This window comes from Rahnella sp. PD12R, assembly GCF_019200965.1.
Lineage (GTDB): Bacteria > Pseudomonadota > Gammaproteobacteria > Enterobacterales > Enterobacteriaceae > Rahnella > Rahnella laticis.
In genome coordinates this window covers 178,380-192,939 of record NZ_JAHTMS010000002.1, presented here as the reverse complement: position 1 = coordinate 192,939, position 14,560 = coordinate 178,380, and the positions used below count along the sequence as shown (strand labels likewise).

At 57.5% G+C, this 14,560-nt stretch carries 11 protein-coding genes; 1 reads left to right on the top strand and 10 read right to left on the bottom strand.

Annotation, left to right across the window (positions count from 1 at the left end):
* Positions 1 to 211 precede the first annotated feature (211 nt).
* The 7 genes from KWG64_RS04830 to KWG64_RS04800 form a co-directional block, all read right to left on the bottom strand.
* The gene (locus tag KWG64_RS04830; protein WP_218521108.1) at positions 212 to 3,361 is read right to left on the bottom strand and encodes an efflux RND transporter permease subunit; all 3,150 of its coding nucleotides are present in this window, start codon (positions 3,359 to 3,361) and stop codon (positions 212 to 214) included.
* Positions 3,358 to 4,608, bottom strand: coding sequence for an efflux RND transporter periplasmic adaptor subunit (locus KWG64_RS04825; RefSeq protein ID WP_218521107.1), 1,251 nt, complete (start codon positions 4,606 to 4,608; stop codon positions 3,358 to 3,360). Before KWG64_RS04825 ends, KWG64_RS04830 begins: the two co-directional genes overlap by 4 nt.
* Positions 4,608 to 5,861 carry a TolC family protein gene (locus tag KWG64_RS04820; RefSeq protein WP_218521106.1) on the bottom strand — a complete coding sequence of 418 codons (1,254 nt, stop codon included), beginning with the start codon at positions 5,859 to 5,861 and terminating at the stop codon, positions 4,608 to 4,610. Before KWG64_RS04820 ends, KWG64_RS04825 begins: the two co-directional genes overlap by 1 nt.
* A gap of 13 nt (positions 5,862 to 5,874) precedes the next feature.
* Positions 5,875 to 6,207 carry a copper-binding protein gene (locus KWG64_RS04815; RefSeq protein WP_218521105.1) on the bottom strand — a complete coding sequence of 111 codons (333 nt, stop codon included), beginning with the start codon at positions 6,205 to 6,207 and terminating at the stop codon, positions 5,875 to 5,877.
* Positions 6,208 to 6,307: 100 nt separating this feature from the next.
* Entirely contained in the window at positions 6,308 to 6,727 is a 420-nt protein-coding gene (locus KWG64_RS04810) for a hypothetical protein (protein ID WP_218521104.1), read from the bottom strand.
* A gap of 174 nt (positions 6,728 to 6,901) precedes the next feature.
* Positions 6,902 to 7,909, bottom strand: coding sequence for a magnesium/cobalt transporter CorA (corA, locus tag KWG64_RS04805; RefSeq protein WP_195824624.1), 1,008 nt, complete (start codon positions 7,907 to 7,909; stop codon positions 6,902 to 6,904).
* Positions 7,910 to 8,028: 119 nt separating this feature from the next.
* The gene (locus tag KWG64_RS04800; RefSeq protein ID WP_218521103.1) at positions 8,029 to 8,862 is read right to left on the bottom strand and encodes an oxidoreductase; all 834 of its coding nucleotides are present in this window, start codon (positions 8,860 to 8,862) and stop codon (positions 8,029 to 8,031) included.
* A 159-nt stretch (positions 8,863 to 9,021) separates the two neighbouring features.
* Here KWG64_RS04800 and KWG64_RS04795 point away from each other — a divergent pair, with 159 nt between their 5' ends.
* Positions 9,022 to 9,963, top strand: coding sequence for an AraC family transcriptional regulator (locus tag KWG64_RS04795; RefSeq protein WP_101078535.1), 942 nt, complete (start codon positions 9,022 to 9,024; stop codon positions 9,961 to 9,963).
* 7 nt (positions 9,964 to 9,970) lie between these two features.
* Here KWG64_RS04795 and KWG64_RS04790 read toward each other — a convergent pair whose 3' ends face one another.
* Genes KWG64_RS04790 through KWG64_RS04780 form a run of 3 tightly spaced genes read right to left on the bottom strand, consistent with a single transcriptional unit; the run spans position 9,971 to position 14,317 of the window.
* A complete protein-coding gene (locus KWG64_RS04790; RefSeq protein WP_218521102.1) occupies positions 9,971 to 11,578 on the bottom strand; it encodes an efflux transporter outer membrane subunit in 1,608 nt (535 codons plus the stop codon).
* Positions 11,562 to 13,130, bottom strand: a complete 1,569-nt coding sequence (locus tag KWG64_RS04785; protein WP_218521101.1) for a DHA2 family efflux MFS transporter permease subunit — start codon at positions 13,128 to 13,130, stop codon at positions 11,562 to 11,564. The genes KWG64_RS04790 and KWG64_RS04785 overlap by 17 nt, the downstream gene beginning before the upstream one ends.
* A complete protein-coding gene (locus KWG64_RS04780) occupies positions 13,127 to 14,317 on the bottom strand; it encodes an HlyD family secretion protein (RefSeq protein WP_152326057.1) in 1,191 nt (396 codons plus the stop codon). The genes KWG64_RS04785 and KWG64_RS04780 overlap by 4 nt, the downstream gene beginning before the upstream one ends.
* Between the last annotated feature and the right edge of the window lie 243 nt (positions 14,318 to 14,560).

Sequence of the window (14,560 nt, the reverse complement as noted above, 5' to 3'; positions counted from 1 at the left end):
CCGTAGGGAAGGTACCGCGCAGCGGCAGGATTTCGCGCCACAGACAGATGTGCCAGAACATGTCCATCGTCCCAGCGACAGCGCGGAGTAAAAAAGACGCGGAGATTCCAAAGAGGCCCCGTCCTGGGCCTCTTTGGTCGGTTTCGGCGCAGTGCGTCAGGTGATCACCGCAATTGAGAAACCGAAACTTTCTCGATCCGCCGACAGCGCCTCACTGCAAGTGTAAAACCGAAGTTTTCCCACTTCTGCGCCTGTGCAACAGCAAATACACCGCCGGTATGACCAGCATCGATAACAACGGCGCACTCAGCATTCCCCCAATCATCGGCGCAGCGATACGTTGCATCACCTCTGAACCGGTGCCGCCGCCCCACATGATGGGCAGTAATCCCGCCATTATCGTCGCGACCGTCATGGCTTTTGGCCGGACGCGCAGTACTGCGCCGTGGTGGATGGCGTCACAGAGTTCTTCCTCGGTCAGCGATTGGCCGGATTTCTGCTGGCGCTGAACGGCCTGATTCAGATACAGCACCATAATCACGCCGAACTCGGCGGCGACGCCGGCCAGCGCGATAAAGCCGACGGCGGCGGCGACGGAGAGATTGTAATTAAGCAGATACAGCAGCCAGATGCCGCCGGTCAGCGCAAAAGGCAACGTCGCCATGATCAGTGCCGCATCGCGCACGCTGCTGAAGGTGACATAGAGCAGGACAAAAATGATGAGAAGCGTGACCGGCAGGACGATTTTCAGTTTTGCCGTCGCACGTTCCAGATACTCAAATTGCCCCGACCAGCTGACGGTGACGCCTTCCGGCAATTTCACCTGCTGATTCACCGCCTGCTGCATATCCTCCACCGCAGATTTCAGGTCGCGTCCGCGCAAATCGACATAAATCCAGTCCGACAGACGGGCGTTTTCACTTTTCAGCATCGGCGGGCCATCTGTGACATTGACCGAAGCCAGCGCCGACAGCGGCACCTGCGCGCCGGACGCGGTCAGCACCGGCAGATCACGCAGCGCCTGCACGTTGTCGCGCAGTTCACGCGGATAACGCAGGTTGATCGGATAGCGTTCGCGGCCTTCCAGCGTTTCACCAATATTTTCACCCCCGACCAGCGTTGAAACCAGCGACTGCAATTCGGCAACCGTGACACCGTAACGCGCCGCTTCACGCCGGTTGATGTCGATATCCACGTAGCGGCCGCCCTCGAGACGCTCGGCCAGCGCCGACGTCACGCCGGGAACCTGCTTCACGATATGTTCGATTTGCTGCGCCACCTGCTCAATCTGCGCGATGTTATTACCGTTCACCTTAATCCCCACCGGGCTTTTGATGCCGGTGGCCAGCATGTCCAGCCGGTTACGGATCGGCGGCACCCAGACGTTGGCGATGCCCGGTAATTTCACCGCGTTATCCAGCTCCGTCACCAGTTTGTCCGGCGTCATGCCGGGCCGCCACTGGTCGCGTGGCTTGAAGCGGATCGTGGTTTCAATCATGGTCAGCGGCGCGGGGTCGGTGGCGCTGTCGGCGCGTCCGGCCTTGCCAAACACGCTGGCGACTTCCGGCACGGTTTTAATCAGCCGGTCTGTTTGCTGTAATAATCTCGACGCTTCACGGGCGGAAATCCCCGGCAGCGTGGACGGCATATACAGCAAATCGCCTTCGTCGAGCGGCGGCATAAATTCGCTACCCAGTTTTGACAGCGGATAAAGTGACACCAGCAGAAACAGGCCGCTGCACACCAGCGTGGTTTTCGGGCGTTTCAGCACCGCAGAAAGCACCGGCTGGTAAGCGGAAATCAGCCAGCGGTTGATCGGGCTGGCGTTTTCATCCGGGATTTTTCCGCGAATAAAATAGCCCATCAGCACCGGCACCAGCGTGATCCCAAGTCCGGCGGAAACGGCCATGGCGTAGGTCTTGGTAAACGCCAGCGGCGAGAACATCCGGCCTTCCTGCGCTTCGAGCGAAAACACCGGAATAAACGACAGCGTGATGATCAGCAAACTGCAAAACAGCGCAGGCCCGACTTCGATGGCAGCCCGTTCGGAAACCTGCCAGTAATCCGCGGATGTCGGCTTCTGGCCGGGATGATCGTGTCGCCATTGTTCGAGCACTTTGTGCATGTTTTCAATCATCACGATCGCGGCGTCCACCATGGCACCGATGGCAATCGCAATGCCGCCGAGCGACATAATATTGGCGCTGACCCCCTGATAATGCATGACGATAAACGCGCCCAGAATACCGAGCGGCAGCGTAATGATCGCCACCAGCGCCGAGCGGAAGTGGAACAGAAACAGCGCGCAGACCACCGCCACGACGATGAATTCCTCCACCAGTTTGTGCGACAGCGTTTCGACGGCGTGTTCGATCAGCGGCTGGCGGTCATACACCGGCACGATTTCCACCCCGGCGGGCAGCGTGCGGGCGAGGGCGTTCAGGCGTACTTTTACCGCTTTGAGGGTTTCCAGCGCATTTTTGCCCGAGCGCATGACGATAACGCCGCCCGCCACTTCGCCTTCACCGTTGAGTTCCGCCACGCCGCGCCGCAGTTCCGGGCCGGTGCGCACGGTCGCGACGTCAGACAGCAGCACCGGAATGCCGCCGTTGACGGCCACGACCACGTTGTTGAAATCATCCAGACTTTTCAGGTAGCCGGAGGTGCGCACCATGTATTCGGCTTCACCCATTTCCAGCAGCGATCCGCTGCTTTCCTGATTAGCGCTTTGCAGGGCGCTGACCAGTTGCTGATGTGTCACGTCGCGTGCGCGCATCCGCTGCGGGTCGGCGACCACCTGATACTGGCGCACCATGCCGCCGATGCTGGCAACTTCAGAAACGTTGGGCACCGTTTTCAGATCATAGCGCAACGTCCAGTCCTGCAACGCACGCAGCTGTTCGAGGCTGTGTTGCCCGGTTTTGTCGACCAGCGCGTATTCATAAATCCAGCCGACGCCGGTGGCATCCGGCCCCAGCGACGCTTTTGCGCCCGGCGGCAGCGAGGACTGCACCTGGCTGAGATATTCCAGCACGCGGGAACGCGCCCAGTACGGATCCGTGCCGTCATCAAACAGCACGTAAACGTAGGCATCGCCGAACATCGAAAAGCCGCGCACGGTTTTCGCGCCGGGCACCGACAGCAAAGTGGTGGTCAGCGGATATGTGACCTGATCTTCGATGATTTGCGGCGCTTTGCCCGGATAACTGACGCGCACGATCACCTGTACGTCGGAGAGATCCGGCAGGGCGTCGAGCGGGGCCTTTTGCAAAGACCAGATGCCCCATCCCGCCATCATCATGGCGGCGAGCAGCACCAGAAGCCGGTTGCGCAGCGACCAGCGGATCACGGTGGCAATCATAAGTGGCTCCCGTGCTGATGGGCATCTGGCGTGGTTTCAGCACCGGCAGCGGCGGGCAGCGCGCTGCGCAGGCTGGCTTCTGAATCAATCAGGAACTGGCCGGAGGTCACGACAGACTGGCCGTCGCTGAGGCCGGAAAGGATTTGCGTCCAGCCGTCGCGTGTTACCCCTGCGGTGACCGTCTGCGGCGTGAAATGCCCGTTGCCGTCGTCGAGCAACACGGTATTGCGGGTGCCGGTCTGAATCAGCGCTTCCTGCGGAATTGCCAGCACCGGCGCTTGTGCCGGTGCGTCCAGCGTCAGGGTGAGATACATGCCGGGGCGCAGCTTTTGCTGCGGATTATCAATCACCACGCGGGCTTTCAGCGTGCGGTTGACGGCGTCGGCGTCGGGCAGCAATTCACTGACCACGCCGCGAAATACGTCGCCCGGCTGGCTGTCGCTGTTGCCGCTGACCTTGCTGCCGACCTGAACCTGCCCGGCGGCAGACGGCGGATAATCCATCACAATCCACACCTGTTTCAGGCTGGTCAGCTCAAACAACGGCTGCGCGGCGGCCACCTGCGCGCCCTCACGCACACTCAGCTGGCTGAAATAACCGTCTTCCGGTGCCACGACGTCAATGCGCGTCTGCGGCTGGCCGGTTTTATCGACGCGTCTGAGAATATCCTCAGGCATAAATTGCAGTGCCAGACGCTGGCGGGCGGCGGCGCTCAGGCTGCGGTCCCCGAGCTGACGCACCGCCAGATATTCCTGCTGCGCGGCGGTCCAGTCGGGGATCCACAGCGTCGCCAGTTTCTGGCCTTTTTTTACTTGCTGCTGGCTGGCGGCAACGTAGAGTTTTTCCACCAGACCGCCTGCGCGGGCAGCCACCGTGCGCAGGCTGCGTTCGTCGGCAGTGACCGTGCCGTAAACATTCAGCGGGGAGGAAATAACGCGGCGCTCAGCTTTCGCGCTGCGCATGCCGAGATTTTGCTGCTGACGGGCGCTGACCGTCACACCGCCGTCATCGGCCACTTCGTCCGCGTAACGTGGCATCAGATCCATATCCATAAACGGCGATTTGCCCGGCTTATCAAAACGCTGATCAGGCGTCATCGGGTCATACCAGTACAACACTTTTCGTCCGGCAGGCGCAGATGCCGTTTTTGATTCATCAGGCGCATTAAGGCGTCCGGCCTGGTAACCCACGGCCAGCGCGGCCGCGACGCAAAGCGCCAGCAGGCCGTAAGTTTTAACGGTAGTCATCAGTTGTTCTCCTGAGGTGCCAGATAGCGCAGGGCGACCCAATAGCGGGCGACGTCAAGTTCGGCATTTCGCTGGGCAATCTGGCTGTCGAGCAGGCTGCGGCGGGCTTCCAGCACGTCATTCAGGCTGCTTTTTCCGGCGCGGTATTGCGCCTGAATCACGCTGACGCGCTGTTGTTGCAGCGGAACAACATCATTTTTCTGCCGCTGCCACAGGGTACTGGCCGCCTGATATTGCGCCAGCAGCGTGGTCAGTTGCGCCTGATGTGTGCGGATGAGCTGCGCCAGCCGGTCATTGCTTTCCATGGCCATCGACTGATCGGCGGCGTGATCTTTGTCCTGACGTGACGCGGTAAACAGCGGCAAATCCACGGTGACCATCACGCCCGCGAGGTCGTCATAATTGTCGGCGCGGCGGCCGTAATAGACTTCAACGCCGATATCCGGCAGTGCGGCAATCGCCGATTCGGATGATTTGGCCTGCGCCACTTCCGCCTCGCGCCGCGCCTGAAGAACTTCAGGGTGCTGGCTGATGCTGTCGGCCTGCGTCGCTTCGGCGGGCAGTTCGCTGACCGGCGGAATGGCACCGAGAATTTCGGGCTGATCGATGCCGGTCAGCTGGCTCAGCCGGGTGCGTGCCAGCTGCACGTCGCGTTCGGCTTCGGTGAGTTTGTCCTGCATGCTGATGAGCGTAAGACGTGCGTCGAGCACCGACGCAGGCAGGGCGCTGCCACTGCTGACGCCGCCGCGCTGAACGCCAATCTGCCGCTGGCTTTCATCCACCAGCGCCTTCAGCTGCTTCACGGTTTCATTGCCGATAGCCAGTTCCATCCAGGCCTGCGCCGCGTCGCGCTGTAGCTGGGCACGGATGCTCTGGCCATTCGCCGCCGCCTGCCGGGATTCGGCGCGCAATGTGTCTGCCTTACGCTCGCGCTTACTGCTGCTCACGTAATCCTGCATGATGCCAATCCGCTCCATGGTCATGCCTTCGCGGGTGAAACGCTGGTCGTTACTGCCGCCGACGGGCAGGTTTTCAATCCCGAATTTCAGCTTCGGATCCGGTAACTGCATGGCGGAATCCGCCCGGTTTTCCAGTGCGTTAATCTGATGACGGCTGGCAGAAAGCTCCGCCGAATATCCCTGCGCGGCCACCAGCGCCTGCGGAAGAGTTACAGGTGTGGCAAAGGCGCTGACCGGCATAAAAGCCAGCAGCCAGTGCCACGTCACCCGGGGGTGACGCGGTAAATTCAACATGGTGTTCTCCCGGTTAGCGTTTCAGCGGTGTCAGTGTCTGCAACTGATAAGCCGTGTCCGTTTTGACAAAGCTGAACGCCACCGGCGTACCGGCGGGCAGGGAGTTCGCGGCGATTTCCGGCGGTAACCGGAAATTCATGGTCATGGCAGGCCATTTAAGGGCAGGAATGGCGTGATGAGAAATCCCCACGCGGTCTGATTGCCACTGCGTGATCACACCTTCAGATTCATAGGCCTGAACGTTTTCCATCGCCATGGTGTGGCCGTCCATTTGCATCGTTTCTGCAAAGGAATAAGCGGAAATAAAGAAAAGACTAAAGACAAAACTATTTAAAATTGTACGCATGGGAATAACTCCAATACTGTCATATCAGATAAACGCCGTTATTACGGCAGATAAATAAGATTATTCAGATGCAAGGAGATGCATCCGCTGACAGCAGGGGCTATTCCCGGTATCGGCAGAACTGAACTTCAGCAGGCGGGGATGTGACTTGTGGCGCTACCCAGTCGGCGGTAGTGACCGCCACGCTGGCATCAAGGGTAATGACGGCGAGTGCCGGGACAACCGGAAGCGCCACAATGGGCACATTTCCGCTGTCAGACTGGGTTCTCTCCGGCACGCAGTGCTTTTCACACAGCACTGACTGGCTTTGCCTATGCTCAGGAGAATCAGGCATTTGCATGTATTCGTTGTGCGACATCGTGGTGTTTTCCACCGGTGGGCGCATGTCGCACTGATGGCTGGCGAGGGCCAGCTGAGAATTCAACAGCAGCCAGCACAACGCGAACAGCAACGCACTGACCCGCTTGCCGGGCAAGCGCAGTGAATGCATAAACTGTGAAATCGCGGAACGCACTGACATATGAAGGTTATTTCCGGAAGGAAAGATGCGAACGAGTATATAAGGAAATAACGCGCAGAGGGAAGGAGAAATAGAATAACCCGGCGGTAAATTTGTCAGGATAATTAAAGAGCGCGAATAACAGCGGCTTCTGTTATTCGCATGTTAATTAACGTGCGGCTTCAGGTAATAATATCAGAGCCAGCCCGATTTTTTGAGTTTCCAGTATAACCATGCGCAACCGGCGACCGTGACACCCAGCGTGACCGGATATCCCCACCAGTCGTCCAGCTCCGGCATGTTTTTAAAGTTCATGCCGTACAGGCTGAATATCACCGTCGGGATCGCCAGAATCGCCCCCCAGCCCGCGAGGCGCTGCACCACTTCATTCTGATGCACCGACACCAGCGCCAGATTCACGTGCATGGCGTTCGAAAGCATTTCGCGCATATCGTCGGTGGTGCGGATCACCTGATTCGCGTGATCCTGCACGTCACGAATATAGGCACGCAGGCTTTTCGGCATCAGCTCTTCATAATGGTGGCTGAGCTGGTTACAGATATCTTCCATCGGCACGGCGGCGTTGCGCAGCGAAAGCAGATCGCGGCGCAGTTTATACACCTGCTGCACGGCCTGCTGGTTAAACGTGTTCTGGAACATCAGCTTTTCGATGGCGTCGAATTCTTCGGTGTAGCGGTGCAGAATTTCCAGGTAGTTATCGACGATGGAATCCAGCACGCAATACAGCGCGTAAGCCGGCCCTTTGCTCATCATGTCCGGGCGTTCTTCGGCGTGTTTGCGGATTTGTTTGTAGCTCGAGGATGCGCCGTGACGGATGGTGATCAGAAAATTTTTGCCGAGAAACAGATGCGTTTCGCCGTACTCGATCGTCTCATTCACCTTTTGCGCGGTGTGCGTGACGATAAACAGCGACTCGCCGTACTGCTCGATCTTCGGCCGCTGATGGGCGGTGAGCGCATCTTCAATTGCCAGGTCATGCAACCCGAACTCTTCCTGAATACTGCGCATGTACGCATCTTCCGGCTGCCACAAACCGAGCCACACAAAGGTGTCCGGCTCTTTCAGCACTTCACTGATATCTTCGACGGTGACATCCTGCAACCGCTTGCCGTCACGGTAGGCAACGCTGTTGATCACTGAATCGCAGCTGGGTTTTTTATCTTCGTTAGAAATGTCGTTCATTTTTTACCCGATTGTTATTCAGACGAAAATCCCGCCCGCAGGCAGGATTATTTTCAATGTCTGAACAGAATAGCGCAGTCTGATGGAAATGCGTTTACCGGGGTTCTGAAAAGGGTTTTTCAGCCATCGGTTGAGCGGCTGAGCGTTTCCCACGCATCAATATCCGCATTCATCTGTAGCAGTTTTTCCCTCACATACGTGACAGCATCGCTGCCCAGCAGCAATGAGGCCGGTGGCGCGGGGCTGTCAATCAGCGACAAAATGGCGGCGGCGGCTTTCAGCGGATCGCCGGGCTGATGACCGCTGCGTTTTTCACGCGTGTCGCGGATCGGGCCGAAAGTGTCGTCATAATCCGCAATGCTTCGCGGTGAACGCACCATTGAACGTCCCGCCCAGTCGGTACGAAATGATCCCGGCTGGATGGCCGTGACGGCAATATTAAAAGGCTTCAGCTCTTTGGTCAGCGTCTCGGAAATCCCCTGCAATGCAAACTTACTGCCGCAGTAATAGCTGATCCCCGGCATCGTAATAAAGCCGCCCATGGACGTGATATTGAGAATATGACCGCGGCGGCGGGCACGGAAGTAAGGCAGAAACGCTTTGATCACAGCCACCGCGCCGAACACGTTGACGTCAAACTGATGTAACGCCTCGCTGAGCGGCGATTCTTCCATAATTCCTTCATGTCCGTATCCGGCATTATTGACGAGGATATCGACAGGGCCGGTTTCGCTTTCAATGGCGTCAGCCAGCGCAGAAATGGCGGCAAAATCAGTCACGTCGTGGATATGCCCAAAACTTCGCCCTGGGGCAATCGCGTCGAATGCTTCTTTGTCCTGCTGGTTACGCAATGTCCCTGCGACACGGTGTCCGGCTTTCAGCGCTTCTTCTGCCAGCGCACGGCCAAAGCCGCTGCTGACGCCGGTAATAAAAAAGAGTTTTGAATGGCTCATAAAATGCTCCTCAGTAACGGGAAACCAGAATAGGGCGCGGGGCGATAAATCCGTAGCCCGGATCCTCTCGTATGTTTGCCTGATCCTCTGAGGCATCTGGACGGGAATATCACCCGCTGCCACACTGTTGTGACTTTTCTGTTCACCTCCGGGGGCAATATGACAATTCCTTCATCCGCAACCGCACGCCAGATGGTTGCGCTTCTCGATAGGCTGACGCCGCGGGAAGGCTACAATCTCACGTCTCTGCCCGATGTCCGTTTTCTGCGTTCGAACCGCCCGCTGATGCGCACGCCGGTTTTATATGAGCCGGGAATTGTGATTGTGGTGCAGGGAAGAAAACGGGGGTTTCTCGGGAATGATGTCTATTTGTATGATGCGCAGCATTATCTGATGGTTGCCGTGCCGGTGCCGTTTACCATGGAAACCGATGCCAGTGAAGATGAGCCGATGCTGGCGATTTACATGCGGCTCGATTTCAGCCTGGCGGCAGATATTTTGTTGCAGCTGGAGGCATATCCGTATCAGCCGGTGGAATCGCCAAAAAGTATGGTGTCCAGCCCGATGGATGAAGCCATGCGCGCGTCCGTATTGCGTTTTTTACAGATTATGGCGTGTCCGCAGGATGCTGAAATTCTGGGAAATGCGATGTTGCGTGAATTGTATTATCGCGTGATGACCGGTGTGCAGGGCGGCGCGCTGCGCAGTGCGCTGACGATGCAGGGGCAGTTCGGCAAAGTGATGAAGGCGCTGCGAAAACTGCATACAGAATACGATACGCATCTGGATGTGAATGCGCTGGCGAAAGAGGCGGGAATGAGCCTGCCAACGTTCCACAGTCATTTCAAAAGCATTACCGATACGTCGCCGATGCAGTATCTGAAATCCACCCGTCTGCATCAGGCCAGATTACTGATGTTACGCAATAATCTGACGGCTTCAGCAGCGGGTGTGCAGGTGGGTTACGAAAGCGTTTCTCAGTTCAGCCGCGAATTTAAACGGTTATTCGGGCTCACGCCGGTAAACGAAGTTGAGCGAATGAGGCAGAATTTTTCATTACCTGCCCCGGTCACGCCTTCGGATTTTATCTCGTCACATTAAACCGCCTTTACGGCGTTATTCCCGACGTCGTTTTGACTTTCACATCCGTTGTTGCCGCCGGACCAAACACGGTGTAGGTCGGCAAATCGACGTTCTGGTACGGCTCCCAGCCGCCGCCGAGGGCTTTGTACAGTGACACCAGATCGGTGCTGGTTTTCACTTTCGCTTCGGCGGATTGCTGATGCGCCTGTGCGAGCTGGCGCTGGGCGTCGAGCACGTTGATGAACGTTGAAAGCCCCTGACGGTAACTGTCGCTGGCGAGATCAAACGCCGTCTGTAATGCTTCGGTCGTCTGGTCTAATCCGTTCACCTGATCCTGATCGGTGCGATAATTCACCAGCGCATTATCGACGTCCTGAAGCGCGGTCAGCACCGTCTGGCGGTAGTTCAGCGCGGCATTGGCCTGCTGCGCGCGGGAAAGATGCACGCTGGAAACCAGACGTCCGCCCTGGAAGATCGGCAGCGTGACCTGCGGGCCGAAGGAGTAGAAATGGCTGCTCCAGTTGTCGAGATAACTCACGTCAGTGTTACGCATCCCGAACTGGCCGGTGAGGGAAATACTCGGGAACATCTGCGCGACTGAGACGCCGATATTGGCCGTCGCCGCGTGAAGGTCGGCTTCGGCTTTGCGCACGTCCGGGCGGCGACGCGCCAGCTGCGACGGCACGCCCACCGGGACGGCGGCGGGCAGGGCAGGCATCGGTTTTGGTGCGGTCAGTTCGGCATCCAGCGAGCCCGGCGTCTGGCCGAGCAGAACCGCCAGCCCGTTCATCGCCTGACGTTCCTGCGCCTGATACTGCGGCAACTGGGCGCGCAATGAACCCAGTTGTGCGCGGGCGTTTTCGACATCGAGCTGCGGCGAAAGGCCGTTCTTCTGGCGGTTTTGCGTGAGATCCAGCGTCTGCTGAGCCACGTCGATTTGCGTCTGAATCGCTGCCGTCACGCTTTGCGCGCCACGCAGTTGCAGATACGCGCGGGCGACTTCGGCTTCCAGCGACACCAGCGCATCGTTGCGTTGTTCGACGGAAGATTGCGTCTGCGCATTGGCGGCTTCAACCTGACGTCGCGTGCCGCCAAATAAATCCAGCTCCCAGCTGGCATCGAAACTTCCCTGATACAGATTGACCGGACGTGTCGCCGTATCAATGGCGCCGGACGCTTGCGGGCTGAGATCGTTCAGCTGCTGTGAAGCGCCGCTGGAATCCAGAATGCCTTTCAGGCCAAGCTGCTGACGCGTGGCTTTTGCGCTGCCCTGAACCGACGGCAGCCAGGCGCCTTCGGCCTGTTTGACCTGCTCGCGGGCGCCGGCAATGCGCAGCACCGCCTGTTGCAGGGAGATATTCCCGGCAATCGCGCGGGTGATCAGGCTGTCGAGCTGCGGATCATTAAACGCTTTCCACCATAACGGATTCGGCTCTGACGGCAGGGCGATGGACGCGCCGTCGGCGTCTTTCGGCTTGGTCATGTCGTTATAAGCGCCCGGCGTGACCGGGTTCGGTTTCTGGTAATCAGGGCCCACGGAGCAGCCCGCCAGCGCAAGCGTGAGAGCCGAAACGGTAATTAGCGTGGTCTTATTCAACTTCCGGGTCGTATTCAACTTAATGTGCTCCGGCATTACCTTCGCTCTTAACCGGCGAAAGCAGGAAACAAAATGGGATCAAAATAACAGCGACGATGGCGCAATAGCCGAACACATCGATGTAAGCCAGGATGCGCGATTGCGAGATCATTTCCTGATACATCTTCACGGTGGCGAGCTGAATCGGGTCGCCGACGATGTGGGCGAAATCGCGTATAGCGGCGGCACTTTTGCTTACGGCCTGATTAAACTGTTCATTGAGCGGCGACATGTTGTGCGCCATGTGTGCGCTGTGTGCCTGCGTTCGTTCGGTCACACCGGCCGTGGCCAGCGAAATCCCGATCGAGCCTGCGACGTTACGGAACATGGTGAACAGCGCGGCGGCGTCTGCGTTCATCCGCTGCGGAATAGTGATGAACGCGATGGTCGTCAGCGGCACAAACAGGAAGCCCAGCCCGATCGACTGCGCGCTGCGGTACATCACCAGCGTTGTGAAATCGACGTCCGGCGTCAGCGTGGCCGAATAGATAAACGACGCGGCGAGCAGGAAGAAGCCGAAGGCAATGATGTAACGCGTCTGCACAATGGGCATCAGTTTCAGCACCAGCGGGATCGACAACACAATCAGCACCGCGCCGGGCGACATCACCAGCCCGGAGAGCGTGGCGGTATAGCCTAACTGCTGCTGCGCCAGCTGCGGAATGACCACTGAGCTGCCGTACAAAATCATCGCCATACCGGCCATCAGTAAACCGGCGACGGCGAAGTTTTTATCCTTCATACAGCGCAGATCGACCACCGGTTTTTTGGCATAAAGCAGCCAGTAAATCGCGCCGACAATCCCGGTTGCCGCCAGCACCGCAAAGGTGACGATGAAGCCGGATTTAAACCAGTCGTCGTCCTCGCCGCGATCCATCATGACCTGCAAACAGCCCAGCCCGAGCGCAATCAGCCCGATACCGATGTAATCAATACTGAGTTTGCCTTTGGCTTTACGCTCCCACGGCGGATCTTCCAGCAACTGATAGATCGCCAGCAGGGCGATAATCCCCACCGGAATGTTGATGAGAAACACCCAGCGCCAGCTGAAATTATCGGTGATGTAACCGCCGAGCGTCGGCCCGACGACGGGGGCCACGATGATGGCAATCGATGAAAGGCCAAACGCCTTGCCGCGATCTTCCGGCTTGAAATAATCCAGCAGCACCGATTGCTGGATCGGCTGTAAACCGCCGCCGAAGAACCCCTGCAACACGCGGAACAAAATCATCTGCCACAGCTCAGTGGCGATACCGCACAGGAAAGAGCAGACGGTGAACATCGCGATACAGATCAGAAAGTAAGTTTTGCGGCCCATCACGCGGCTGAGAAACGCGGAAATCGGCAGCACAATGCCGTTGGCCACCAGATATGACGTTAAAACCCAGGTCGATTCGTCATAACTGGAGGACAGCGAACCGGCGACGTGCGGCAGCGCTACGTTAACAATGGTGGTGTCCAGGATTTCCATGAACACCGCAATGGTTACGACGGCGGCAACTGCCCACGGATTGGCCTTGGGTTTCCAGTAGCTGCGATCTTCATTCATTCGACGGTCACCGTCGGTTCAACAGACAGGCCGAGCGGCAGGTGATGATTTTCATCCAGACCGCTGTCGATGACGATTTTGACCGGAACGCGCTGCACAATTTTCACATAGTTACCGGTGGCATTTTCCGCCGGGAAGGCTGAGAAGCGCGAGCCGGTGCCTTGCTGAATACTGTCGACGTGGCCGTGAAGTTTGATGTCCGGGAACGCATCCACGGTGATTTCGACTTTATTGCCCGGGCGCATCCGCTCAAGCTGCGATTCTTTGTAGTTGGCGGCGATCCAGATCTCTTTCGACACCACCGAGAACAGGGATGAACCGGCCTGCACCAGCGTACCGAGCTGCACATTACGCTTGGTGACGTAGCCGTCGAACGGTGCGCGAACCTGCGCATACGAAAGATTCAGTGTGGCATTTTCGAGTTGCGCTTTGGCCTGTTCAACCTGTTGCTGACGGGCTTCAACGTTGGTTTCGGCCTGACGAATATTAAGCTGAACCTGCGCGGCAACCTGCACCTGCGCTTTGGCATTTTCCAGGTCTGCGGCGGCTGAACGTACCTGTGCGTTGGACGTATCGATATTTTGTTGCGTGGTCGCCCGCGGATCGACACCGCGCTGACGACGGAAATCTGCCGTGGCGTTAAGTAAGTTGGCTTCCGCACGCGTCTGCTGGGCCTTGGCCTGCGCCAGCTGCGCCGGATACTGCACTTTCGCCAGATCATACTGAACCTGCGCCTGATGCAGCTGTGCCACCGCCAGCCCAAGCTGAGCTTGCGCGGCATCGCGCTGCGCGGTGGCATCACGCGGATCGATTTCGACCAGCAGATCGCCTTTATGTACGAACTGGTTATCTTTCACCGCCAGATTAGTGACATAACCGGCGATTTTCGGCGCGATGGTCACGGCGTCGCCTTCGGTAAAGGCATCGTCGGTACTGATCTGGTCTTTGGTCATCAGCCACCAGACCAGCGCCACGACCAGCATGACAACCACAACAATACCGAGAATAATCAGCGGCTTTTTGCCGGGGCCTTTGCGTTTCTCGTCCGGTTCACCGGCGTCGTTATGGGAAGATTTGTTGTCCTGAGTGTGGCCTTCTCCTGATTTCACCTGGCTGGAGTCGAGTTCTGACTGTTCGGAACGTGCGTCATCTGACGCGGAAGGTTTTGCATTGTTATCGTTTGTCATAGTGCTCTTCTGGTTATCGGCGACCGCGCGCCGGAACAAAGAAATCTTGTTTTAAGCTAGATTGTATTGATGTAAATGCAAGTAAATATAGGTCAATAAACCTTAGTCAGGGCACGAAGATCCAAACCATAGGGAAGGTCTTAAAAAGTGGAAAATGGGTTATAATGCCGGACTGGTATTTGTATTTATCAAATTTAGTTGATCCTCTGCTTCAGGAATTCCTGTGAATAATTCTCAAAAAAA

Bases quoted from the DNA above. Each gene is read 5' to 3' on its own strand.
- KWG64_RS04825 (WP_218521107.1), bottom strand. From the start codon at position 4,608: ATGACTACCGTTAAAACTTACGGCCTGCTGGCGCTTTGCGTCGCGGCC.
- KWG64_RS04810 (WP_218521104.1), bottom strand. From the start codon at position 6,727: ATGTCAGTGCGTTCCGCGATTTCACAGTTTATGCATTCACTGCGCTTG.
- KWG64_RS04790 (WP_218521102.1), bottom strand. From the start codon at position 11,578: ATGCCGGAGCACATTAAGTTGAATACGACCCGGAAGTTGAATAAGACC.
- KWG64_RS04795 (WP_101078535.1), top strand. From the start codon at position 9,022: ATGACAATTCCTTCATCCGCAACCGCACGCCAGATGGTTGCGCTTCTC.
- KWG64_RS04785 (WP_218521101.1), bottom strand. From the start codon at position 13,130: ATGAATGAAGATCGCAGCTACTGGAAACCCAAGGCCAATCCGTGGGCA.
- KWG64_RS04830 (WP_218521108.1), bottom strand. From the start codon at position 3,361: ATGATTGCCACCGTGATCCGCTGGTCGCTGCGCAACCGGCTTCTGGTG.
- corA (WP_195824624.1), bottom strand. From the start codon at position 7,909: ATGAACGACATTTCTAACGAAGATAAAAAACCCAGCTGCGATTCAGTG.
- KWG64_RS04820 (WP_218521106.1), bottom strand. From the start codon at position 5,861: ATGTTGAATTTACCGCGTCACCCCCGGGTGACGTGGCACTGGCTGCTG.
- KWG64_RS04800 (WP_218521103.1), bottom strand. From the start codon at position 8,862: ATGAGCCATTCAAAACTCTTTTTTATTACCGGCGTCAGCAGCGGCTTT.
- KWG64_RS04815 (WP_218521105.1), bottom strand. From the start codon at position 6,207: ATGCGTACAATTTTAAATAGTTTTGTCTTTAGTCTTTTCTTTATTTCC.
- KWG64_RS04780 (WP_152326057.1), bottom strand. From the start codon at position 14,317: ATGACAAACGATAACAATGCAAAACCTTCCGCGTCAGATGACGCACGT.